The sequence below is a fragment of the Bacillus sp. GW823-FHT06A11 genome (assembly GCF_058795355.1).
The window spans coordinates 43,107-67,324 of the sequence record NZ_JBXAHS010000006.1; the positions used below are offsets into that span (position 1 = coordinate 43,107).

Genomic DNA, 24,218 nt, shown 5'->3' on the forward strand with positions numbered 1-24,218 from the left:
TAATCTTTCCGATTACAATTGGGGGGATTTTTTTATTCCCGTTTATGTTAGTTGGAACTTATTAATTGTTAAATGTACCTAACAAATAAAGGAGCGAGAAAAATGAGTACTTCAGACACTATTGTTACACATGTAATGCTCTATATAAGTCGTTAATATCCATCAAACTTATATAGAGCAATTAAAAAATGGATGGATGTTCCGACTTTATATAAAACGTTTCGATATATAAAGGAGGAATTATTATGTCAATGATAAAAGTCCAAGATTTAACTTTTTCATACCCAGGTAGCTTTGATAATATTTTTGAAAGTGTAAACTTCCAAATAGATACGGATTGGAAGCTAGGATTTATCGGTAGAAACGGACGAGGTAAAACGACATTCTTTAATTTATTGTTAGGGAATTATGAGTATGGTGGGAAAATCCTTGCTTCGGTAGAATTCAATTACTTCCCCTACTCTGTTGCAGATAAGAACAAATTCACTTATGAAATCCTTGAAGAAATTTGTCCCCAAGCAGAAGATTGGGAATTTCTGCGTGAGATATCCTATTTAAATGTTGATGCTGAGGTCATATACAGACCATTTAAAACATTATCAAATGGGGAACAAACAAAGGTGTTGCTTGCTGCACTGTTTTTAAATGAGGGCCAATTCCTATTAATTGATGAACCAACAAATCACTTAGATACTGATGCACGAAAGATAGTCTCTGATTATCTAAGGAAGAAAAAAGGATTTATTTTAATTTCACATGACAGAATCTTTTTAGATGGGTGCGTTGACCATATCCTATCTATAAATAGAGCAAATATTGAAGTTCAGAGTGGTAACTATTCTTCTTGGAAGTTAAATTTTGATAGACAGCAAGAGCACGAAGAGGCTACAAATGAGCGTCTACAAAAAGACATAGGGAGATTAAAACAGTCTTCCAAGCGTTCAGCAAGTTGGTCTCATGATGTGGAAGCTTCAAAAAATGGAACGAGGAATTCAGGCTCTAAGTTGGATAAGGGGTTTGTAGGTCATAAAGCAGCCAAGATGATGAAAAGAGCAAAAAACCTTGAATCAAGACAACAAAAAGCTATTGAAGAAAAGTCAAAATTACTAAAAAATGTGGAGAAAACTGAGTCCTTAAAATTGGAACAATTACAATTTAAATCAAATGAATTGATTACTTTGGTTGATGTGTCCGTTAAGTACGATGACCAAATTGTGAATGATTCGATTAGCTTCATAGTTGAACAAGGTGACCGAATTGTACTTGATGGAACGAATGGGAGCGGAAAAAGTAGTATCCTAAAACTAATTCTAGGACATCCGATACAGCATACAGGCTTAGTTATTTTAGGTACAGGACTCATCATTTCCTATGTCCAACAAGATACTTCTCATTTAAAGGGATCGCTATCAGACTTTATTGAACAGCACAAGATTGATGAGACCTTATTTAAATCCATCCTACGTAAGATGGACTTTGACCGAATTCAATTTGAGAAAGATATATCTCATTATTCTGGTGGACAAAAGAAAAAACTGCTTATCGCTAAAAGCTTATGTGAAAAAGCTCATATATATATATGGGATGAACCACTAAATTTTATAGATATCTATTCCCGTATGCAAATCGAAGAGCTTATTCAACAATTTAATCCCACAATGGTTATTGTTGAGCATGATAAAGCATTTCAACAAACAGTTGCAACAAAAACTATATCTATGTAGCTCAAAACGAATACTTGAAAATATAATCAGCAAATTGAGTCATTGAATTATAAATACTTTAATGACGTGTTGAAAAAAGCCTAATTTCTCTACAATACATTGAGAAATTAGGCTTTAAATAGTAATAATAGAATTCATATACACTGAATAATTTACACGTTAGGTTTATCTGTTAATGCAGTAACAATCCTGTTCACTAAGTCTTCTGGCATCCATTCATGATTTGTATCATTCGTTTCATTTGGGCCTAAAGAATCAATAAACTTTTTAAACTTTGGAAATAAAACAATAGAAGTGATCCAATGTATCGTATGATTTATAGAGAAGAAATGAAAAACTCCTTGCTTTTCACCCTCCTGTAATATTTCTTTTAACTGTTCAAAATTACCTATGAAATACGGTTTAATCTTTTCTAATCGTGCACTTTCCTTAATAATCTCCTCATATGCCAATGATCCAATTTCAGGGTTCTCTTTTATATGTATAGTAAAAACCGTTAAATATTCTCTAAGGGCATCGATAGGATCAAATTGATTCTTCTCAAGAAAATTGGGTAGCTCATTAGCAAGGCCATATTTCTTAAATACCTCATAATATAGGTTTTCTTTCCCATTAAAATAGTAAGAAGCCATAGCAACATTCACTTTCGCTTCTTTTGCAATTTCTTGTATGCTCGTACCTTCGTAGCCACGCTCTCCAAATTTTTTCTTAGCAGCCTTTAAGATATTTTCCATCGTCTGCTCTCGAGATTTCCCCATTTCACACACCTCAAATAGTATATATTTCACTTCAAAAACCCAATAAGGACTTTGAATAGAGTATCTTTTTAATGAAATTTAATTATATATTTAAAGTGGTAACTTAACAACCGATGAGGTTCTGATTACTTTAAACAATATCCCCTTGCGTAGCATCAATAGCTTTCAACTACTTTACGCTCTTTTCTAATTGAGTAAAAGAATAGACAAAAAACATCTAATTTCATCTTAATTTCGTGCGCGAATAAAAACATAATAAGGACCAAAGTTTATTTATTTTATAGATAAACTTTGGTCCTTTCGTTACATTATACAAATTTAAAATAAACTAGCGTACTCGTATCTTGATGAGATAATTGTCCATCAATTGTCCATCATTTTCTGACTAAATCTGTTTAATCTCGATATAAGGTCCTTTAATGTTTAATTTGTTAATATCATTAGATATATTGCCTACAGTTGATTTTTCATTAAAAGTATAGACCTTTTCACCATTTACAAAGATACCCCAATTTTTATCTTCGTAACTGATACCATAACCAGCATTGCTAGACGTAGCTTGGAGTTGATTTCCATTCATTGAAAGAGATAATTTCCCTTTTCCTTTGTTAAGTTTATCATTCACACTGTTGATACTATTCATTTGTTCTTCAAGGGCTTTTTGTTTATCAAGAGTAACTTGATGGTTTTTCCAGTCTAATTTATAGTGGTTCGTAAAGAATTCATTATATGTATCTTTATTATTTGTTCCCCACCATTTTGAACTTACCCATTCGATATTGTACTGATCTGAAATTCTACGATTTGTTATTTTTAAATCTGATGTAGTTTCTGTTTTATCAGCAGTAATAACCGCTACTACGTTTGGAGAAAAACCATATCCTGTTAAAGCTGGTACTGTATCTTTTGAAACAAAATTATTCGTTCCTTCATTATAACTACGTGATTTCATAAATAGTTGATTACCATAGAAAGTATTGAATGAATCACGATTATAAATTCCCCACTCTGGGAAATTAAATGATTGGAATCCTACTTTCCAATTTAATTTTTTATCTGTGTGAGTCTCCAATACCGTTTTATAATCTACTTGATCATAAGATACACTTTCTTTCCAAGCAAAGCTACCTGTGATACTTGCATCGGCATTTGGCCCTTTATCATTTACTCCTACTTTAACACTTCCACCAAGTGTATACCCTACCTCAGAAGTGACCTTTGCTGAAGTCATTGTATTAACTGGGGCAGCTTTATGGAATTGAGCACTATCACCACTTGTTATTTCTGCTTCAGTATGATAGGCTGATGGCCATTTTAAACCTGCGTTATAGTATCCGCTATTAATTGTATATTTAGCATCTATATTACTACCATCGGTGGTAACAATTGCAATCTTTTTATCTGCGTAAGGATCCTCAATAAAAGAAACCTTTATTGAATTTTTGATATTTTGCTTCATGTCATAAGTAGTTTTAAAACTATTATAGACCTTCCCACCATTTTGAAGATTTTCTACAGTTCCTTTAGACTCTGCAAATGCAGATGTTGCTTGTAAACCAAATGATCCAGACATAATAACGGACGCTACCGCAACGCATTTAGCTATTTCTTTTGCTTTTTTCATACAGACAGCCACTCCTTCTTAAACATTTAAAAGATATAAATATATTATTTCTAGTTCACAAAAATAGAGATAGATTCATAGCCATACAATATAGAAATTCATTAACTTTATGACACTAACTAAAAACACATGTTTCACTAATCTTCCTCTCACTATTATTGATAACTATTATCAATAATATTAAAACATAAAGTAACGATTTAAACAACAATTTTAAATACAAATTTAAAATTGTTGTTTAAAAAAATACAAAAAAATTATAGAATTCTTCATTTCGAGAATTACTATATTTTCAATTACTTATTACAGCCTATATTCAGATACATTATTTCCTTTCCATTCATAATAATCTAAAATTCCTTCATAAATGGCTTCTGCTGCAATTTGTCTGCCATTTTCCGTAGATAATTTACTGTAATCAATACCATTATCTATAAACGCCAGTTCCGTCAACACAGCTGGCATGTCATTTTCTCTTATAACATGAAGGTCTCCATGTTTAACTCCTCTGTCTCGTGTTTGAAGTGCCTCTACTAAACGTGTTTGAATTTTTTCTGCTAAAACGCGACTTTCTTCCACATGAGGATTTGTTTTTTCGGATTTAGAAGATTTATAGTAATATGTTTCTGTCCCTTTTGCATTACCATTAAAAGCATTTGCATGTACGCTTATAAAGATATTACCCTGATTTTTCTTAGCAAATTTAACACGTTCCTGTAAAGAACTTTTTTGATCATGTCCTGGTCTATTATCAGATTGACGAGTTAATAAAACTGTAAATGGTGTATGCTTTTCAAGTAATTGTTGTAGACGTAAAGAAGTGTCTAGTACAATCTTACTTTCAGGTAATCCCTTTGTGGATTTCCCAGGATCTTCGCCACCATGTCCAGGATCAATAATGATTGTTTTACTTTCTAATGGGTTTTTTGGACGATGTTGCATCATATCTGTTTTTGCAGTAAGTTGAGCAGCTTCAGCACGTGTTATAAATCTATTTGGTTGCCAACCGTTCTCAGTACCATTGGAAATTTTCAAACCGATTAAAATATTGGCATATTTTTCTCCCCAATGCCCTTTTAAATCTTCAAATTTAACCTGCTCGTTATGATTTGATGTGCTTTGTAGTTTATATGCATTTACTAGCATCGTAGCCATAGCAGCGCGAGTTACTTTTCCGGATGGATTGAAGATTCCATTACCCTCACCTTTAACAATACCAGCTTTTTCAGCAGCAGCAATATACGGAGTAGCCCAGTGGTTTTGTGAATCTGTAAATGATGGTTTTGCATTAGAGTCAATTTGTATACCTAAAACTTTTGTCATAATTTTTGTAGCCGAAGCTCTGTCTAATGAGTCATTTGAACCGAAAGTTCCGTCTGGATAGCCATTCAATACCTGTTTATCAACTAAATAATTAACGGATTTGTCCGCCCATGCAGGAACATCTGGGAACTTATGAGTATTTGCAAATGTATTAGATGAGTAGGATAATAGACTTCCAGCAAGAATTCCTGTAGCAATTAATTTATATTTCAAAATGTAACACCTCTATCAATTTATTACAATTTGGTAAATATATCATTTATAATTAATCTTTAAATAATACGACTTTGAATAAAGAATAGATCACGTTATTTATATCGCTATATATCGTATAACGAATTTAAAATCGAACTATTACTCCAAAAATAATCCTCGGACATACACTTATAGATAGAGATTATTAAATATACTCACCAATATTGTGTAACCAGTATAGTTACTTATACATACGAGTGTCAATTAAAATAACCTTACAATTTTGTAAGATAACCACCTTAATAGTAAACAAAGTAATTATTAAATAATATAAATAGTTACTAGATATAATAAAATAACAACCTTAAATTTTGAAAAAAGACTAATTATTTTGATAGGAAAATAACTTATAACACCAACATTTTTAACAATGCTTTTGAATCCTACTTTACTCTATAATTCTCTGTTATATTCCAACGTGAATGCTCCTATAATATAGTCAGTTGCTGCAATGAATACTACAAACTTATAACATTGTATTCCCTCAAAAAACATCTCTAGAAGCCACCTAAAGTAGCCTATATTAATAAATTCACACAATCCATCTTTTCATTCCCTTAAGACATCCTCAAATTTTACAAGGAATGAAAAAAGAAGAGGGAGACCTTCCCTCTTCACCAAAAAAATTAAAAAACACCTTAATTTATATCCCCTGCCTTTTACAATCTCACGTCTATTGATAGCCAGTTTAATTCTTCAATTCTATTTTCATAGATTCATGTATTCTTCTAAAGTCTGCTTTTGTTTATATATATTTTCAGCAATATCTCCTACATAGCGAATATGCCAAGGTTCATATGCATAACCTGTAATACTTTCCTTTCCCTTAGGGTAACGAATGATAAACCCTGCGCGATGCGCGTTTTCTTTCAGCCATTTTCCTTCCTTCGTATTAGCAAAGGATAACTCTAGTTCATTGTTCGCACTTTTAGAAGAAACGTCCATTGTTAACCCTGTTTGATGTTCGCTATGTCCTGGTTTTGCCGAGAAGCGATCCGTATGCTCTTGTCCTTTTCTTTTCACATTGTTTGTATACAATCGTTGTTGATAGTCATAGGAACGAAATCCCGAAACAGCATTTAACTGAATCCCCTCCTGCTTTGCTAAATCAAATAACTTTTCCAGTGCTTCTGCCGCCTCTTTACGGAGGTGGCTCTTTTCTACCGTTCCACTAAATGAGAATGGTACATTTGGTACAACTAAATCCTCTGGTTTATAGTCTTCGGGTAATCCATATTCCTTATTAACTACAGCCTGTATACTAGCAAAAGAACTTTCATTGTATTTTGATTGCCCTTTTCCTCTACTATCTTTCTCTTTATTTATGGAGTTTTCACGAGATTCATAGTTCGTCTTATCTGGTTCTTTACCAATAGATTGATTGGTGTAAATTATAAAGATACCTAACATCATAATTACACAAATGAAAATTCCTACTAATTTAAGTCTCATTATTCATTTCCTTCCTGCAACTCTTACTATTTCTCGTTCATAATATCTCAACCATATCAAATTCATATTAATTTGAAGTGAACTTTTGTTCTTACCATATTTCTTAATAGAAAGACTGTATATCCTTCTATTTGTTTGACATCATTAAGATGCTCACAAATATAAATAAATTCTATTCCTACATATAGATAAAAAATCTAAAAATTTATATAATAAGATTAGAAGTGTAGCGTATTATTATTGAAGGGTCTTGGTATAATGCTAGGCATTAATGTAAAAAAAACAAATGAAGAGTTAATTATTTCATGGCAATTGGCGGAGATTACAATTCCATTACGTGATGTGATTGAGATTACCGAAGATGCTACCTATGCTGGTGTTGAAGAAGTAGATGTCATACGTATTGGAACAGCTTATGGGACAACAGACCGTATTTTAATTAAAACAGTAAAACAAAATTATGTATTATTTACTACAAATAAATTTGCTATTTTAAATGCCATTCACGCTTGAATATAGGAGTCTTCTTGGCTAAAATGATAAAAATAAGCACATCTTGTTATAAAAACAGATGTGCTTATTTTTTAATTTCTATGCATTTTTACGTTTTAAGAAAATCACTCCACCAACAATTAACAGTAATGCGCCTGCAGCCATAGAGATCCAACTTGTAAGATTAGTACCTGTTTGCGGTAACCATCCAATTTTAGATTGAATTTCTTGCTTAGGTTGTGGTTGTTCTTTTACTTGCTCGTTAGGCTGCTCTGGTGTTGGAGTATTTTTATCTGAATTTGGCTGTTCTGGTTTAGGTTGTTCCGGCTTTACCTCTTTAAATTTCACTGTTTGTTCCTTATCTTCAATTTCAGCGTGAATAGCTACTAATATATTATCTTGATACAGTTCTTCAAATACTACTACTTCTTTACCTTGTAATGCAGAAGCATTAAATGTGAAATCTAGTGTGATAGAACCATTCTTCTCTTTAGCAATAAACTTAGATTCTACTGTTACTTCTTTTCCATCAACTAATAATGGCTTGTTTGTTGCTTTATCCATCAGTTTACCTTTTACAACATACTCTTTACCCACGATTAAGTCTTTGTATTCCACTTTATCTTGGATTGTTACAGATTTAGAAGCGTCTAACTCTTTAGAACCATCAGCTTTGTTTGTTGCTGTCGTTTTAATAGAAGGTTCTACAAATCGAACTGTTTGACCTACATCGTTAATGTCAGCATGTGTTGCAATTACTTGACCTTCATGTAATAAGTCTTCAAACACGACTACTTCTCTTCCTTGCTGTTCAGCACCAACAAAAGTAAAGTCTAATGTTACAAAACCGTTCTTTTCTTTTGCAGTAAACTTCGTTTCAGCTGTTACTTCTTTTCCATCAATTAATAATGGTTTGTTAATAGCTTTGTTCATTAGTTTACCTTTTACAGTGTACTCTTTACCTACAACTAAGTTAGTATACTCCACTTTGTCTTGAATAGTGATAGAATCCTTTGAATGAATCTCTTTTCCACCATCAGCTTTGTTTGTTGCTGTCGTTTTTACTGATGGCTTAACGAACTTAACTGTTTGACCTTTATCATTGATATCAGCATGTGTTGTAACAATTTTTCCTTCTTTCAATAACTCTTCGAATACTACTACCTCTTTTTCTTCTAAACCAGTTGCATCAAATGTGAAGTCTAATGTAATAGAGCCATTTGCTTCTTTTGGTGTAAACTTCGTTTCAGCTGTTACTTCTTTACCATTTACAACTAATGGTTTATTAGTCTCTTTATTCATTAATTTACCTTTTAAAGTGTATTCTTTACCTACTTGTAGGTCTTTGTATTCCACTTTATCTTGGATTGTTACAGACTTAGACGTGTGTATTTCTTTTGTACCATCTGTTTTATCAGTAGCTGTTGTTTTTATTGAAGGAATCTTTTCATCTTTGACAATGTGTTTAATGATTTGACCATTCTCTTTAATTTCAAAAGAGAACGTTTCTTCATTTAATACATAACCTTTTGGCGCAACAGTTTCTTTATATGTGTATTTTCCAAATGGTAATTTTTCAAATTTAGCGATTCCTTTATCGTCTGTTTTTCCTTTTACTACTTCTTTTCCTGCTTCGTTATAAATCGTAAATTCTGCATTTGGAAGCTTGTTATTTCCATCAGCTACATCTACCTTTGTAATTTCTAGATCACCTTTGATAAGATGATTAACTGCCAATAACTCAATAATCTTCCCATGTTCCTTTATTTCGAACATAATTGGTTCTTTAACAAGAACGTAACCATGTGGAGAAGCCTTTTCTACAAATGAATATTTACCATACGCTAAATCTTTGACGTTAATCTCGCCATTTTTATCTGTCTTATATTCCCCAACTACTTTTCCACTTTCATCTTTCAATTCAAATACTGCACCTTCTAATTTTTTGCTAATATCTTCATTATCTACTTTTAGTAATTTTACACTACCTTTCACTTCGGTATTTTCCACTGTAAAAGTAAGTGTTTTATTGTGCTCTTTAATTTCAAAAGGATACTTTGTTTTATTTCCAATATATCCATTAGGTGTTTTTGTCTCTAAGAAATAATACTTACCATACGTAAGACCTTCAACGTTTGCAATTCCATTTTCTTTTGTTACTACTTTTTGCACTTCTTTTCCATCTTCAGTAAAGACTGTGAATTCAACATTTGGTAAAACCTTTCCTGAATCACTGAGCTTTTTAATTTCGATGTTACCTTTTACTTTGTTATTTACTATTTGGACAGCTCCTGTTTCTCCTGTCTTAACTTCAATAGTTTGTGGTTTATCATCTGAAACATAGCCTGTTGGTGCTTTAATTTCTTTTAATGTGTAAGTACCAATTGGTAAGTTGTTTAATTCTGCCATACCATCAGCACCAGTCGTGATTTTTCCAACTGATTCATTATTTGCATTAAAGACCTCAAATACTGCATCAGCTAAAACTTCTCCATTTTCTCCAACCTTTTTAATTTTTAAAGAACCAGCTGCTTCCCAATTTACTGCAAGATCACTACTAAGCTTTTCTTCATTTCTTTCTAATAGTACTGTAGCGTTCTGAACAGTATCCGTACCACGGTAAGCAATTGCTTGAACTTTAGTTAAATTAGCAGCTACACTTAAATTAAATTCACCCGTTTTTGTATTCTTAGGAATTTGGATACGAAATTTTTCTCCAACTGAAAGCTGATCTTTCACTTCTCCATTTTCACTAACAATTCTAACTCCATTAGGTGCATTTTTCGCTACTACCTTATAAGAACCACTCTTAGCATTTGTTTGTACTGAATATAGATTTGTTTCGAAGAATTCACCCTTTAATTCTGCTTTTTGCTTTTCAGCAGGAATCACATTCATAAAAACATCTTGAGTCTCTTCACTATTATTAGCATTACTAATAATAGCCTTAGCTGCTTTTTCAACATTTTTATTCTCATGTTTTAATTCATTTACATCGAGTTGACCTAATGCATTCCAAACCGCAAGTTGCGTTGCATAATGCGCTTCATTTTTATTAGCTACTCCCAGCTGTTCAGCACTTTTTTGTGGGAAACCATTTAATAAGACTCTATATACTACATTATCTGTTTTCCCCATTTCAGGAAGATCTTCACCATTTGGTGATTTTAATCCAAGAGTTAAGCAATAAGCAATTTGACCACTTGAATTTTTAATCATTTCAGTGCGAATGTACTTACCTAGACTATTACTATAACTCCAGTCCATTGAATATTTCTCATGCGTCATAACCTCTGCACTAGCCCTAGGTAAAAATACATTAAGGAATAATGCCAGTACTGATAATAATGTAAAAACTCTTATAATGACTCTCTTACCCAATTTTGTAACCTCCCTAGAATAAATTAATCCGAGTATATATCGCAATATCTAAAACATTCACGATCGACCCGATTATCATTATAAAACAATAAATTACAAATATTAAATAATTTTAATGAAATAGTCAAAAAATTTACACATTTTATTATTTATCAAGTTTTTTAACGAATTTACTATATACAAATTCTAAAACACGCCTACAAGTTAAAAGACAAATATGTATGTTAAATATATAAATACCAATTCCTTCACTTCAGTTATTAAGCTTTCTCCCTATTAAAAATAGCCTTTTCATTTTCTGGTTAATCCGAATAATTTATACACCTCTTTTAATCTATTAATTCTCTATTACGCTCCTTCATTGAGATATAAGGGTGACTCCTCATTTAAAGAATAAAGTAAAACTTTATTCAGCTCGATCCCCATCTAACTTCTTTACTTTCATTGAATTTTTGGGCGTGAGTCTTACTGCCCACAAATAGCGGGATACATTATGCAATATTGCATTTGATAATCATTTTCAATGTAACTACAATGATTACAGGGTTACTGTTAATCCAATATTCTACATGGAGGTTTTATTATGTTAAAAAAAATTATTGTATCTTCTATGGCGCTTACTATGTTCGGTGGAGCTGCAACTATGCTAGAGGCACCTACTGCTCAAGCAGCTTCTTATAACTCAACGTCATCCTCTTACTTTGATGTCACTCCTGAAGAGGCCGTGGCTTTCTATCAATCTCAAGACTATAAAAAATTAAAAGTATTTTTGGATGACTTTGAAGCAAGAAACCCTTATACTCCAGGTGGAGGCTACGCTCAAGGGAGTGTACGTATGCAAAAATTCAACGATGCTCTTAGAGATGCCAAATTAACAAATGTCTACCAAGAATTTATTAGAATCTCATACTACAATTATTATCCAGAACCAAAATAATAACAACGGATTAAATGTTTATTATTTCTATAACTTAGCCTAATTTTAAATGTATAACCTAAAAATAATTACTAAAAACCACTCATATAAGAGTGGTTTTTCTATTTCCCCATATAATTTAGCGGAATGTTACATCATCTTTATTTTGATATCTTTTATAGTAGACATTCTCTCGTTGACACAATCTAGTAGGTTAGCAATGGAAATATCAAAATGTATTTATAATTGTTTTCTGTTTAATAGCAAAAAACGAACACCCTCTCACAATTAGATAAGGTGCTCGTTTTCATTTTTATCGGTAATTCTCAATTCAATTTAGCTTCTTTCCAATAAGTAAAGATTAAATTAACTTAAAAGCAAAGCGTTTTAAATTTAATTCATAGATCTTACTGAAACTTGGAATTGCCCCTTAGAACCATCATCATTTGAAACATAAATTTTATATGTTCCATTCGGTAATGGAGATAAAGCATTCCGTACATTTGTAACATTAATTTGTTGTTCTCCAGGTTTTATATAACCACCAACAATTAGCTCTGTATTTGGACCTTTTACACTATATCCCATTGTATTTTGACCATTATTTTTCATAGAGAAGCTTAAGTCAGTACTCCCATCATATACGAAAGAAGTTTCAGCCTCGCCACTATAATCCATTGTTTGGGTTAATAATAAGTCTGCAGAAACATGTTCAACTACATGAATTGGATCATTCGTTTTGTGTACTTCTTCAGCATAAGTATTATTCCCTAACACACCAAGTGTTAATGCTGAAACTACTCCACAACTAAGCACTAGTTTATTTAACTTCATTTTAAGTTCCCCCTTGATGTTTGTATTCTATTACCATCATACATCCTTTTCCAAGTGCGTTTTTATGTAATAATTCATATCTATAAACCTATATATCTTAACTCTTCACCTTAATAGTTATTGAGAAACCCACATAGATAAAGTTACAATATTACGCTTCATAAAAAACATGTGAATTTTAAAGTCTTTTTCTAACAAAGTTTTATACGAGTAAGTACCAAAATACTCACATAAATAGCATTTCTATTTCAGATAAAATGTACTAATAAAATTTTTCTAAAATTTCACTTTGTAATTTGATATATTCCATGTTAATATAACGAAGGCTACAAAACAGGAGTCACCATGTATATCATTTTTACAGAATATTCATACTTAAAAAACCTTATTTTATCAGTAACTCAATCCAAATTTCACCTATACAAAAGTTAGTTTATAATTTCATATGTACATAAATTTAAATAGATTTTTTCTATTTTCCTTATCAATTTTAATACGAGTAATATAACAGCATTTTTCAAGTACCCTTCCTTTTTTAGATAAAAAGTCTACTAATACTAAACATCTATGTCCAACTCATACATAATTCTACTTACAAACTATTGGAGATGCAAAACTATGGGAATTTCTACTCTTTTATTAAATACCTTTATTATAATAATTTGTATCCTTAGCTATCACGTATTTTGGCTAGAGTTTAAAGAAAAAACAACATGTAATAATATATTATTTTCTATCCTTTCCTCCATTGCTATTATTTTTTGTATGACTTTTCCTTTTCATTTACATGTGGGATTTATTTATGATTTACGTTTTATTCCTATTATATTAGTTTTTCTATATGGAAATACAAAAAACATTGTTTTTATAGGAATTTTATATCTTTCTTATCGGTTTTACTTAGGCGGAAATGGCGTTCTTCCATCATTTATTATCTTCACTATTATTTTTGGTATAACAATGCTCTTTCGTTACTTATTACCTATGTATATTAAAGAAAAAAAAGTATTATTAAGCTTACTCCTTATTTTAGTATGTACAACTTCACTTTCTATTTGCGGTATTGTAACTCAAATACATACAGGAGGGAAAATAGACTCTACTCTCATAGAATTTTTATTAAATTACATAATCATTAATATTTTCACAGTATTATTATCAGTTTATTTAATAGAGGGAATGATCGAGAAATATAAAATGAAAGAAAAGCTACAACGGGCTGAAAAATTTTATATAGCTAGCGAACTAGCAGCGTCAATTGCACACGAAATCCACAATCCACTAACCACGGTACATGGATTCACTCAATTATTAAATGAAAAACATGCCTCTAAGCTATCTCAGGATCAATACTTAGAAATCATGTTAATTGAAATGCAGCAAATACAATCTACTATTAATAACTATTTATCTTTAACCAAACCACAGAACACCCTAAAAGAGAAAATAGATATTAATCACATTTTAAATCAGGTGAAAGATACTATTTCACCACTCGCTCTATCATACAAAGTTGAAATCAAACAAAATAGTACAGATTCCTTTTATATAAATGGGGACCCCGAAAAATTCAAACTCTGTCTAAACAACATCATCCAAAACGGAATTGAGGCTATGAAAAATGGTGGATTATTACAAATAAATATACAAAAAGTAAAAGGAAATATCATAATTGATATTATTGATTCAGGAATTGGGATGTCATCTCAACAAATAAAACGAATTGCTTTGCCATTCTATTCAACAACAGAAAAAGGAACTGGGCTTGGTACTATGATTGCTTATAGTATTATTAAAGAATTAAACGGAGATATAGAGATAGAGAGTAACTTAGGTAAAGGGACACGCTTTTCTATTAGTATCCCTTACTAATGCGATAAAAATTTTCTGTTTAGTTAATTACATAAATGAATTTTAAGAATCCCGCTAGCGCTAGCTTACTTATTAATTATCTTAAATTCATGTATATTAATTAAAAATAATAAGGATCAGAGCTTATCTATTGTTACAGATATACTCTGATCCTTTAGTTTAATTCAATTAAAAACACTTAATATTTATAACTTTTCTTACATCGTGATGAAATACTAGTTCATCGACTTTATCTCATTTACTGATTAGATTGGTTTAATGTAAATATAACATCTCTCGACACTTAATTTGTTATTATCATTATAGACATTTCCTACAGTTGTTTTTCCATTAAAGTACAGACCTTGTGCCATTCATTGAAAAAGACAACTCCCTTTTTACTACTTCACTTCCACCGTATAATTCCCTGTCCCCCCGCCATACTGATACACATGTAAATAATACTTCCCTGGATACGTGTAGTAACTACCTACTAGTTTATTCCCTTGCTGCTGAGCATACGTAACATAATTATTTAAATCTGCTTCAGAATAAAGTACCCAGTTCATTCCGATATTATTTTCATTCGTTACGTTAATTTGAAGGTTTTTAGCAGTCTCCACATTAATTTCAAAGAAATCACTTGTATCGCCATTTCCTAAACTAGCACGTAAGACTTGATTTAACTGCAGTTTGTTTGCTGTTTGGAATGAGTTATTCGGTTCTTTTTCTACACTGTTATCTTCTTTCTTTTGAACAGTTACAGTCGCTGTAGCAGTATTAGTTGCTCCTTTATCGTCTGTTACCGTTAATTTCGTTGTATACGTTCCTTCTTTTGTATATACGTGAGTTGGATTTTGCTCATTACTTACTGCTCCATCACCAAACTCCCATTTATACGAAGTAATTTTCCCGTCTTCATCTTTTGATCCGTCGCTTTTAAATGAAATTGCTTCATTTACATTTCCACTATACGGACCGTTTATAACTGCAACTGGTGCTTTATTCTCTGCACCTTCTTCTGTATTAATACCGTGGAACACAACATCATATTCAAATTGTCCTGATGCATTCACGCGATAATTTACGAAGTATGCTGTTACTGTTTTATAGCCTGTCCATTCCTTTGCACTTAAACGTTTTAACGTATCATTAACGTTTTGTGTAATTGTTTTCCAATCTTCATATTCTCCTTTTGCTGCAGTTCCTGTATATGTTCCTTGTAGTGTGAATGTATTAAAGAACTGTGATTTATTTTTCTTCACTGATACATTTTTCAATTTTGCTTCCGCTGTTATTTCTGCTGCAATATCTGAAACTGGCTTCGATGCATGATTCGCTAAATAATCGTCTGATACTAATGGCACATTATATTTCTCACGATTATCAACTAGCATTTGCATATAGTCTTGATATTCTTTATTTAAATTCGCATCTTTACTTAATGTAGAGCGATATGCATCATATGCTGTTACATCATTTTTCCTAATAAGATCATGTATTTTATCGAACATATCATATCTCTTATTGTACATATACGATTGTAAAGCAAAGGAATAATTATAGAAATCCCACGTTCCATACTTTGCATTTAACGTTCGCTCTGCCGTATAACGCTCCTCTGGGTTTGAAGATAATCCTCCTATAATACTCTTTCTCGGTACAACATTATCCGTTCTCGTTGCCCCTGCAAAAAATTCAGCATTTCCTTCTTCAAACCAAGATAATCTTTCATTTTCATATATTTTCCCTTGTCCCCATAACCCTGGTACTTCATATCTACCTTGTAAATAATGCGTGAACTCGTGTCTGAATAATTCTTCTAAACTATAAATACTTTCTTCTGGCGTACGCTCATAAGTAAAGAACGTACCTGTTCCTTCTATATAAAGACCACCGTTATTCGTTTCATAACCGTACAATTGACGATTAAATTGATATTCTGCTGGGCTATTATAAATAACCATCGTTAATACATCATCAGGATTTCCTTTTTCTAAAGGTTGATCACTTTCAACCGTACGATGGAATTGTGCCTTTACTTCTTTTGCCGCCCAATATAAACGTTTTACTTTTTCTTCTGTCACTTTATCTCCAGCTTTTAAAACAATTGCCCCATCATCAAACGTATACGTTTTTGGCAAATATTTTTTCTTTCCATCTTCTCTTATTTGATCTAAATTCACCACTTTACCATTTGCATCTTTTCCGCCATAATTCGTTGCAATTTGCTCAGCAGCTACGAAATATTGCTCCCCTAAATACGGATACATTTTCATCGCATCTGTTACAACTTGTAACCCTTTCGTTCCTGTACTATGGAACATACCGAGTCTACCTGTATAATAAATGCCATTATTAATAAGCCAACCGTTTTTTGCTGTAATCGTTCCCATTAATGCAAAACGACTTAATTCATTAATATAACTATCTATTTTCTGATACCATACTGTATCTTTCGGTGCTTTCCTCGTATCGTACAAATACGATTGAATGTCGTAATCAACACCTTGCATAATATCGTAAATAGCATTTCCAGCTGAAAGATTATCTACTAATGTAGAAAAATTAGCATTATATTGTTTAAAAATCTTTGCAGCCGATGTTATCGTTTCCACATCGCTCGAAGCGTTTCCTATTAACTTTCCGTATGATGATACCACTCTATTTTGCTCTAATGTACCCAGCTTAAAATTTGAATTGTTAGCCATCGCTTTTAATGCAGGTAAGCATTTATCATGATAACTCCGTTCATTTAATTTACTAAGTTCCGAATTATAAAATCCTAAATAAAACCCTGAACGTACTACCTCTACTAATGTCTCAATCCCTTTTGAATCATCCTTCGTATAGGCTTGTCCTTGCTGCTTCAATTTATCAATAATCGCCTGCATCCTACTATCATTTTGATAGAATGCTAGACTGTCTATATTAAACTGAAATAGCCCCGTAATTTGCTCCCAATCAATTGTTACAAGTAAATCTACTAACTGCTGATTGCTTAATTGATTTAATTCGGCAATTGTATAAGTTTTCGCTACAGCTAATTGCTTACTTTCTTTTTTCACCTCAGGTGGTCTTTGTGATAAATCGGCAAATTGTAACCTTTTCTCAAAAGACTTGCTTTCGAGCACTTTCGATGAATGAGCTAATTCTTGTACTGGTAGTTGTACACCGACTGGCTCCATTTTGAGCACATTTCGATAAGAAACTTGCTCTCCCTTAGTATCTTCTGCCAAACTTACTCCTTGAAAACTCCCTAACATTAAACTAGCAAAACTTACCCCTACTAACATTTTCTTTGAATAGCCTTTCATGCTCTCCCCTACCTTACATTTTTAGTGTCCCGCTCCATTATTTTACTATTTTTACTTTTTGTCCTGTATTGAGAAAAAAATAAGGTAACGTTCACACATGTATCCATTCCATATAAAATTAACGCTTGACTTTCCGTGCATTTTATATCAAAAAAAGATAGATAATAGCAAAATTCCTGCTACATCTATCCTCGTTTTCAACACTATGATTTTAACTTTATAAATGTAACTTCCGGTAATGTTTGCATATGCTGAATAAACTCATTCTTTTCTTCTGACGATATATTTTTCAGTTGCATCCCTACCTTATAAACAGTTTCTGTACCTTGCTGTGAAGCTTCCACCTCATATGAGAGTATTGGGATGCCTTTCACTTGTAGTGTTTCTAATATTTGTTGTACCGCTTCATGTTTATTTACAAACATTTGCACTGTTATATTTTGTGGAAATAAAAATTGCACCTTAAAAATACGACTTACAATTTCTAAACCAATTAAAACGAGAATCGTCGCTCCAATGCCTACTACATACATTCCCGCTCCAATTGCTAATCCTATACCGGCAGTAGCCCATAAACCAGCCGCGGTCGTTAATCCTTTCACCGCCTGCTTTTGAATAATAATTGTGCCTGCACCTAAAAAACCAACTCCACTAACGACTTGTGCCGCAATCCGACTTGGGTCTAGAGACGTATGCTCTTCATACACAATATCTGAAAAGGCATATTTCGAAACAACCATTATTAACGCACTTCCTACCGCTACGAGGAAATGAGTCTTTAATCCAGCTTCTTTCGATCGAATTTCTCTTTCAATACCAATCATTGCTCCTAACAAGCCAGCAACACCGATTCGTATAATAAAATCAAAATCTACACTCACGGGCACTTCCCCCTTTCATTCATTATAGATAGATAAAACAAAAATTATCACAAACATCCATTTATCAACATGAAAGAATACCACTAAAATACACTTAATACTCCGACTGTTTTATGTTAATATTTTAAATATTAACATAAAATAAATAACTCCTAATTTTAAACCTTCACTAATTTTCTAAAAAACCAAAGGTGGATTGCATGAAATTAGGTTGATAAATTTCGGAAAACGCTTTCACTTTGTTTTATAATTTTTTATAAAAACTACATAAATAAAGGAGCTTACTAACAATGAACGTCTCATTACTTACACCTACTACTGATTTACAAGAAGAATACTTAGATTTCTATAACGAATGGAAAGATAGCGGTGAAACAATGATCCCGTGGGTTATCACAAAAAATCCTGCCAACTTCCCAGCTATGGTTCAAGAACTTCTCGATGCGCATAACGGAATAAATATCCCTGAAACTTGGGTACCAGATTCTACATATTGGCTTGTTACAGATGAAAATAAAATTGTGGGAGCTGTTAATATACGTCATAGTTTAACCGAACATTTATTTAACGCTGGCGGTCATATTGGTTATGGCATTCGCCCTTCTGAAAGAAGAAAAGGTTATGCTACAAAGTTATTAAAATTATCGCTAGAAAAAACGAAGGAATTAAACATCGAGAAAGTACTTGTCGTTTGCGACGCAGTGAATACCGCTTCTGAAAAAACGATTTTACATAACGGTGGGCTTCGTAATGATGATTTCACTGAGGAAGATGGGAATGTAGTAAGAAGATATTGGATTGAGATATGAATGATCACAAAGAAGCAAGAAAGTGATTATACACTTTCTTGCTTCTTTTACACTGTTTCTATTTCAAACTGCACTGTAATACCACTTGGATCTACTACCGCAAACCCATTTGTAGTTTCATTTATTTCATGTTGTTTTTCTATTAATCTTTCTTTCACTTCATCTAACGCTTCTTTATGCGGTAGTACAATCGCATATACCTTTAGTCCAGTTGCATGTACTGGTGGGTGTGGATTGTTTACTCCGTTCCACGTATTTGCACCAATATGGTGATGATATCCCCCTGCTGAAATAAATAAGCAATCCTCTTCACGCTGCTGTACTTCAAAACCTACTGTTTCCACATAAAATTCATGTGATTTCTCTACATCAGCTATTCGTAAATGTACATGCCCAACGACAGTATTAGCAGGCAAACCATCAAACTCATAATCAACGAGTGTTGCCAATTCTTTTAAATCAAGTGGTGTACTTCCTCCTGGCCCTTCTCCCCATTGATCGCGCGGTCGGTCTGCATAAATTTCAATACCATTCCCCTCTAAATCTTGCAAATAATAAGCTTCGCTATATGTATGATCACTTGCACTATTAAACCTTGAAATTGGTAAAATTTCATTTGAATATGTATAACGCCCTTCTTGCTCAGCCGGGCTGTCAATTACATTCTTATTACGAAGAACCCCAAATAGCGCAGAAGCAAAAGCTTCACGAGTCGGAACTAAAAAGGCTACATGATATATACCAGTCGTACGCGGTTCTTGCAGTACCCCGTCCTCTATCTTTTCAAGAACAAGTAACGCGTTTTTTCCACCTTTTCCAGATAAATATGCTTTATTCCCCTCTTGCTTAATTACCTCTAATCCTACAACATTCTCATAAAAAGAAATTTGACGCTCTAAATCTTTCACTTTAAATTCAACATGACCAATACGTGTTTTCGGATGAATTTGTACCATGAATAACCTCATCTCCTTATCCCTATATTTTCCCATTACATATAACCGTTACTATGAAGGATACAACTAAAATCATCCTATGTAAATAAGAAAAGTCAGAATTTACATACATTTTTATTTTCATAATAAAATGCCCCCTTTTCTAACTTTCAGAAAAGGGGGCTTTATAACTCTTATCTCATTTTATGTACTTCAGCAACTAGCTTTCCACCCTGAATGCCCATATAAAGCTTCACAGGTGCATCATTCGTATTTTCAAATACTAAATCTAAATATGGATATGCAATTGTAGCATCTCTTCCTTGTGGAACATAACCTACCGTTTTAGAATGTGTAGTTCTCTCCACCATTTTCAGGCCAGCTTGATCTGCTGCATTGTATAAAGTTGAAGATGTTTGACAAACACCACCGCCATATCCATCTACTAATTTACCATCAACTATTTCTTTCCCTAATTGATATCCTTTATCTGGTGTTGTATCACCGATTAAAGAATTAAAAGAGAAACGGTCTCCTTTTGCTAACACAACTCCATTTATGCTCGCTGCTGACAAACGAATATTCTCAATACGGCCACCTGTTGAACCACCTAAGTTCGTTTCATATCTACCAATTACCGTACCATTTCCTTGCGCATCACTTAATGTTGCGACTGGTTTTTTCTCCACAATCGGCAACTGATACGTAGCATCCCACATACCAACGTTTAACAATTTATCTACTAATTCTTTTTCCATTAATTCATAAGAAGGTTTTCCTTCTTGCCAACTTCCATCAGGTGCTATACGTGAAGGAACCATTTTTTTGTCGACGCTTTTTCCAACCTCACCAACAACCTTTGTTACAGACTTTTTAAATTTCGCTTCATCTTCAAAATAGCCTAAACCAGATAAATCTAATTTTTTCACTTCAGTACCAGTTCGACCATCAACTAAACTAATAGTATCCTGCACTTCTGCTTTAGCCTCTACAGTGTGCCCACCAATATCACTTACCAATGCAACATCACTTACTTTTGCACCACAGCCACTCACTACAGCTACACATAACACCCCAACTAATATACCCTTTACTTTACGGAACAATATACTCTCTCCCTTTCCCCAACATCACTATTATGTATTTATTTCATTTTTATGTATGTTTTGTTACAATCATTTTACAATATGTTTATAAAATGTTACAAGTTATTTTTCACTCTATATAAATTACTCTTTTCTTTTATAAATGTCTATACATATTTACATAAAAGTTTGAGTTTGATAGAATTGTAACTTTTATGTAAACTCTCTCTTTTATCCAGTATATACCATCAAGCAAAAGAAATACAAATCAAAAACCCTCAAGCTATTTTTTATAAAGTGAAACTTTAATCAGTGGGGTCTTACTGCCCGTTAATGCGGGATAAAGAGAAATCCCGTCAACATAAATAGGTATTTGCCGTGCCACCGCTCCGCTTTTGCACATACATTATGGTGAATTCAACCTATTTTAAAGAAATGGAGGATGTTATTATGTATCCCTACAATCCATATGATCCATATAATCAATATGCGTACCAACAACCACAGTATGACTTACAAGCACAATACCAATCTAATATAGATCAAGCAGAGCAAACGAATCCATATGACCAAAATAGACAATTCCAACTTCCAATCTCTTTTCCTGGCACTGGAAATCGTCAATTAGAAAGACGCGTAAATGAGCTTGAACAAAGAGTACGTCAACTAGAAAATACAGTTGAGCGCCATACACGTAGACTAAACCGCTTAAACCAACGTTTACGTACAGTAGAAAACAGACTAAACATTCCATTCGCAGCATTAGAAGACGGATTTTAATCGAGAAAATAAAAATTATATAAGGAAGGGGCTCCCCCTTCCTTATATAAATTGACGAAAGTTTTTTCCATCTCTATACTGATAAGAGTTAATGAAATGAAACAAGGTGATAAATATGGATTTTGAAATAAATTATCTTTCCTTTTATGTTGTACAAGTAGAAGGAAAAGGTGAAGCAGTTGATAAACGCTACAAACATTTTCAAACTTTAGACGCTGAAGAATATGAAGATAGCTCCTTAAAAGAATTTTTGAATGGTGAGTTATTAAAAATATCGAAGCGAAAAGTAGAACGTCATGCAAAAACAGAACAAGCCCCAACAAAAATTGGTCGCTTTATTGTAGAGGAGGGGCACGAACTTGATTCAAACCCTCATTACAACCTTTTTAATCGTATTCGCTTTGCAGAAACAAAGGACAACTTTAAAGATATGAGCGAACCTCTCGTTTATACATATCTTGACACAAGCGCTGTACGCGGTGGTGTATTTTTAATTGCTCAGGCAAAACTTCGAAAATACTTTGATGACCCATTCGTATTCGTAATGAAATGCGACTTCGAACCAAAGGTTGCTTCTATTTCTGATGAATCCACACTGATTCGTAACGTTGAAATGGCCATCACAACAAAGAATATGAAATCTATCCAATACCCATACATGCCTGAAGAAGGTATGGTTGAAGTAGGCGAACTAAAAATACACCAAGCATCACATGCCCGCTACTTTGAAGACTTCTTAAAATTCGTCGAATATGAACGCTCTATGCCTGAAATTATGAAAACACAAGTAATGGACATGGTATACGACCAAATTGAAGATGTATTTGAAGAAGGTACGGAAGAACGCGAACAATTCGACCAAGCGATGGAAGTATGGGCTGCTAGTCCGAAGCGGGAAATTATGGAACAATTTTCAACCGAAGAAGTAATGGAAGCTACCGCTCAAATCGTCGAGCACGCTCCTGAAGTGGAATTAAAACTAAAAGCAGATCATATCTCTGTGAAGGCTTTGCTTGCTGATTTCGGGGATCAAATACATATTGCGAAGGTAAATGACCGATACGTATTAATGATTGAGGCTGATACACTTACGTTTGAGAAAGGCTTCTCTCCTATTGAATTCCTGAAGCCGGATGAGTTGCAAGATGTGATTGAGCGGATTGAGAATAAGCAGCAATATTCTTATGATCCGAACGGGATTGAATAAATCCTTCCATATAACTATTTTTACCGAGCGCTTTTAATAAGCGCTCTTTTATTGTGGACATATTTTATAGTTATATAAAAAACCGATTCTACTAAGAATCAGTTTTTCTGCTTTATAACAAAAATATTTATTTTTAATCCAAGATAACACTTGTTGCAGAATCCAGTAAATTCCTTCCTTGTTGTACAAGCGTATTTCCATTAGAGTAGTCACTATGTATGTTGGTAAAATGAAAGCTTCACTTCACTACCTCAAATTTATTATACTCGTAAAAAGATAATTGAAAACGATATTCCGGATGCTCTCTCACCCAATCGTAGGCTTCTTCTAAAATTCCCATTTTGTTTTGTAGGTCATTAAGTTCACTACATTTGTCCTTTTTCTGTTTGCACAGAGGGCAGAATCCATTTACTATGTCGGCACTTGTCGCCCTAATAGTTTTACTTTTTAAGTCAACTACTAAACGAAGAAGAAGAGAATACTCAGCTTTTGTAGTCACCGTCATTTCAGCAACCCCATCCTCATTCCAAAAGACACCGTTTAATTCCATCTGTACGGTGACATCTTTAATATCCAAGTCTATCACTATCACAC

Annotated in this window: 18 protein-coding genes; 7 read left to right on the forward strand and 11 right to left on the reverse strand. The window is 33.0% G+C overall.

The window, feature by feature from the left end:
• Positions 1-245: 245 nt before the first annotated feature.
• The gene (locus AC1Q8L_RS23940) at positions 246-1,724 is read left to right on the forward strand and encodes an Lsa family ABC-F type ribosomal protection protein (protein ID WP_000061792.1); all 1,479 of its coding nucleotides are present in this window, start codon (positions 246-248) and stop codon (positions 1,722-1,724) included.
• Positions 1,725-1,876: 152 nt separating this feature from the next.
• On the opposite strand, the gene hlyIIR is transcribed toward AC1Q8L_RS23940, so the two are convergent.
• From hlyIIR to AC1Q8L_RS23960, 4 genes are all read right to left on the reverse strand, one after another.
• The gene (gene hlyIIR, locus AC1Q8L_RS23945; protein WP_000520482.1) at positions 1,877-2,482 is read right to left on the reverse strand and encodes a hemolysin II regulator HlyIIR; all 606 of its coding nucleotides are present in this window, start codon (positions 2,480-2,482) and stop codon (positions 1,877-1,879) included.
• A 385-nt stretch (positions 2,483-2,867) separates the two neighbouring features.
• Complete coding sequence (hlyII, locus tag AC1Q8L_RS23950; RefSeq protein ID WP_000709371.1) at positions 2,868-4,106, reverse strand: hemolysin II HlyII; 1,239 nt, start codon at positions 4,104-4,106, stop codon at positions 2,868-2,870.
• A 303-nt stretch (positions 4,107-4,409) separates the two neighbouring features.
• Positions 4,410-5,642 (reverse strand): N-acetylmuramoyl-L-alanine amidase, encoded by a 1,233-nt coding sequence (locus tag AC1Q8L_RS23955; RefSeq protein ID WP_000875659.1) that lies wholly within the window; start codon positions 5,640-5,642, stop codon positions 4,410-4,412.
• 750 nt (positions 5,643-6,392) lie between these two features.
• Positions 6,393-7,136, reverse strand: a complete 744-nt coding sequence (locus AC1Q8L_RS23960) for a M15 family metallopeptidase (RefSeq protein ID WP_001237442.1) — start codon at positions 7,134-7,136, stop codon at positions 6,393-6,395.
• Positions 7,137-7,394: 258 nt separating this feature from the next.
• On the opposite strand from AC1Q8L_RS23960, the gene AC1Q8L_RS23965 reads away from it, so the two are divergent.
• Positions 7,395-7,649, forward strand: coding sequence for a SunI/YnzG family protein (locus AC1Q8L_RS23965; RefSeq protein ID WP_000900689.1), 255 nt, complete (start codon positions 7,395-7,397; stop codon positions 7,647-7,649).
• Positions 7,650-7,727: 78 nt separating this feature from the next.
• Here AC1Q8L_RS23965 and AC1Q8L_RS23970 read toward each other — a convergent pair whose 3' ends face one another.
• The gene (locus tag AC1Q8L_RS23970) at positions 7,728-11,009 is read right to left on the reverse strand and encodes a VaFE repeat-containing surface-anchored protein (protein ID WP_000520158.1); all 3,282 of its coding nucleotides are present in this window, start codon (positions 11,007-11,009) and stop codon (positions 7,728-7,730) included.
• A 583-nt stretch (positions 11,010-11,592) separates the two neighbouring features.
• Here AC1Q8L_RS23970 and AC1Q8L_RS23975 point away from each other — a divergent pair.
• Positions 11,593-11,946 carry a hypothetical protein gene (locus AC1Q8L_RS23975; protein ID WP_492339513.1) on the forward strand — a complete coding sequence of 118 codons (354 nt, stop codon included), beginning with the start codon at positions 11,593-11,595 and terminating at the stop codon, positions 11,944-11,946.
• Between the two features lie 372 nt (positions 11,947-12,318).
• On the opposite strand, the gene AC1Q8L_RS23980 is transcribed toward AC1Q8L_RS23975, so the two are convergent.
• A complete protein-coding gene (locus AC1Q8L_RS23980) occupies positions 12,319-12,759 on the reverse strand; it encodes a hypothetical protein (protein ID WP_000773517.1) in 441 nt (146 codons plus the stop codon).
• A gap of 618 nt (positions 12,760-13,377) precedes the next feature.
• Here AC1Q8L_RS23980 and AC1Q8L_RS23985 point away from each other — a divergent pair.
• Positions 13,378-14,631 carry an ATP-binding protein gene (locus AC1Q8L_RS23985; RefSeq protein WP_000513023.1) on the forward strand — a complete coding sequence of 418 codons (1,254 nt, stop codon included), beginning with the start codon at positions 13,378-13,380 and terminating at the stop codon, positions 14,629-14,631.
• Positions 14,632-15,011: 380 nt separating this feature from the next.
• Here AC1Q8L_RS23985 and colA read toward each other — a convergent pair whose 3' ends face one another.
• Together colA and AC1Q8L_RS23995 are read right to left on the reverse strand one after the other, a co-directional pair.
• Positions 15,012-17,927, reverse strand: coding sequence for a collagenase ColA (gene colA / locus AC1Q8L_RS23990; protein WP_098311801.1), 2,916 nt, complete (start codon positions 17,925-17,927; stop codon positions 15,012-15,014).
• A 203-nt stretch (positions 17,928-18,130) separates the two neighbouring features.
• A complete protein-coding gene (locus AC1Q8L_RS23995; RefSeq protein WP_000109730.1) occupies positions 18,131-18,808 on the reverse strand; it encodes an MgtC/SapB family protein in 678 nt (225 codons plus the stop codon).
• Between the two features lie 290 nt (positions 18,809-19,098).
• Here AC1Q8L_RS23995 and AC1Q8L_RS24000 point away from each other — a divergent pair, with 290 nt between their 5' ends.
• Positions 19,099-19,617 carry a GNAT family N-acetyltransferase gene (locus AC1Q8L_RS24000; protein WP_001103133.1) on the forward strand — a complete coding sequence of 173 codons (519 nt, stop codon included), beginning with the start codon at positions 19,099-19,101 and terminating at the stop codon, positions 19,615-19,617.
• A gap of 47 nt (positions 19,618-19,664) precedes the next feature.
• Here AC1Q8L_RS24000 and AC1Q8L_RS24005 read toward each other — a convergent pair whose 3' ends face one another.
• On the reverse strand, positions 19,665-20,573 hold the full coding sequence (locus AC1Q8L_RS24005; RefSeq protein WP_000249882.1) for a VOC family protein: 909 nt from the start codon (positions 20,571-20,573) through the stop codon (positions 19,665-19,667).
• A gap of 173 nt (positions 20,574-20,746) precedes the next feature.
• Positions 20,747-21,658 carry a VanW family protein gene (locus AC1Q8L_RS24010; protein WP_000488980.1) on the reverse strand — a complete coding sequence of 304 codons (912 nt, stop codon included), beginning with the start codon at positions 21,656-21,658 and terminating at the stop codon, positions 20,747-20,749.
• A 429-nt stretch (positions 21,659-22,087) separates the two neighbouring features.
• Between AC1Q8L_RS24010 and AC1Q8L_RS24015 the strand changes: the two genes are divergently transcribed.
• Entirely contained in the window at positions 22,088-22,417 is a 330-nt protein-coding gene (locus AC1Q8L_RS24015; RefSeq protein ID WP_000283707.1) for a hypothetical protein, read from the forward strand.
• A 115-nt stretch (positions 22,418-22,532) separates the two neighbouring features.
• The gene (locus AC1Q8L_RS24020; RefSeq protein WP_000345035.1) at positions 22,533-23,624 is read left to right on the forward strand and encodes a DUF3900 domain-containing protein; all 1,092 of its coding nucleotides are present in this window, start codon (positions 22,533-22,535) and stop codon (positions 23,622-23,624) included.
• 238 nt (positions 23,625-23,862) lie between these two features.
• Here AC1Q8L_RS24020 and AC1Q8L_RS24025 read toward each other — a convergent pair whose 3' ends face one another.
• A complete protein-coding gene (locus AC1Q8L_RS24025) occupies positions 23,863-24,210 on the reverse strand; it encodes a hypothetical protein (protein WP_000566112.1) in 348 nt (115 codons plus the stop codon).
• Between the last annotated feature and the right edge of the window lie 8 nt (positions 24,211-24,218).

What these genes read in the sequence shown, in the direction of transcription:
- AC1Q8L_RS23940 (WP_000061792.1), top strand. Translation starts at nt 246, where the DNA reads ATGTCAATGATAAAAGTCCAAGATTTAACTTTTTCATACCCAGGTAGC.
- hlyIIR (WP_000520482.1), bottom strand. Translation starts at nt 2,482, where the DNA reads ATGGGGAAATCTCGAGAGCAGACGATGGAAAATATCTTAAAGGCTGCT.
- hlyII (WP_000709371.1), bottom strand. Translation starts at nt 4,106, where the DNA reads ATGAAAAAAGCAAAAGAAATAGCTAAATGCGTTGCGGTAGCGTCCGTT.
- AC1Q8L_RS23960 (WP_001237442.1), bottom strand. Translation starts at nt 7,136, where the DNA reads ATGAGACTTAAATTAGTAGGAATTTTCATTTGTGTAATTATGATGTTA.
- AC1Q8L_RS23965 (WP_000900689.1), top strand. Translation starts at nt 7,395, where the DNA reads ATGCTAGGCATTAATGTAAAAAAAACAAATGAAGAGTTAATTATTTCA.
- AC1Q8L_RS23975 (WP_492339513.1), top strand. Translation starts at nt 11,593, where the DNA reads ATGTTAAAAAAAATTATTGTATCTTCTATGGCGCTTACTATGTTCGGT.
- AC1Q8L_RS23980 (WP_000773517.1), bottom strand. Translation starts at nt 12,759, where the DNA reads ATGAAGTTAAATAAACTAGTGCTTAGTTGTGGAGTAGTTTCAGCATTA.
- AC1Q8L_RS23985 (WP_000513023.1), top strand. Translation starts at nt 13,378, where the DNA reads ATGGGAATTTCTACTCTTTTATTAAATACCTTTATTATAATAATTTGT.
- colA (WP_098311801.1), bottom strand. Translation starts at nt 17,927, where the DNA reads ATGAAAGGCTATTCAAAGAAAATGTTAGTAGGGGTAAGTTTTGCTAGT.
- AC1Q8L_RS24000 (WP_001103133.1), top strand. Translation starts at nt 19,099, where the DNA reads ATGAACGTCTCATTACTTACACCTACTACTGATTTACAAGAAGAATAC.
- AC1Q8L_RS24005 (WP_000249882.1), bottom strand. Translation starts at nt 20,573, where the DNA reads ATGGTACAAATTCATCCGAAAACACGTATTGGTCATGTTGAATTTAAA.
- AC1Q8L_RS24015 (WP_000283707.1), top strand. Translation starts at nt 22,088, where the DNA reads ATGTATCCCTACAATCCATATGATCCATATAATCAATATGCGTACCAA.
- AC1Q8L_RS24020 (WP_000345035.1), top strand. Translation starts at nt 22,533, where the DNA reads ATGGATTTTGAAATAAATTATCTTTCCTTTTATGTTGTACAAGTAGAA.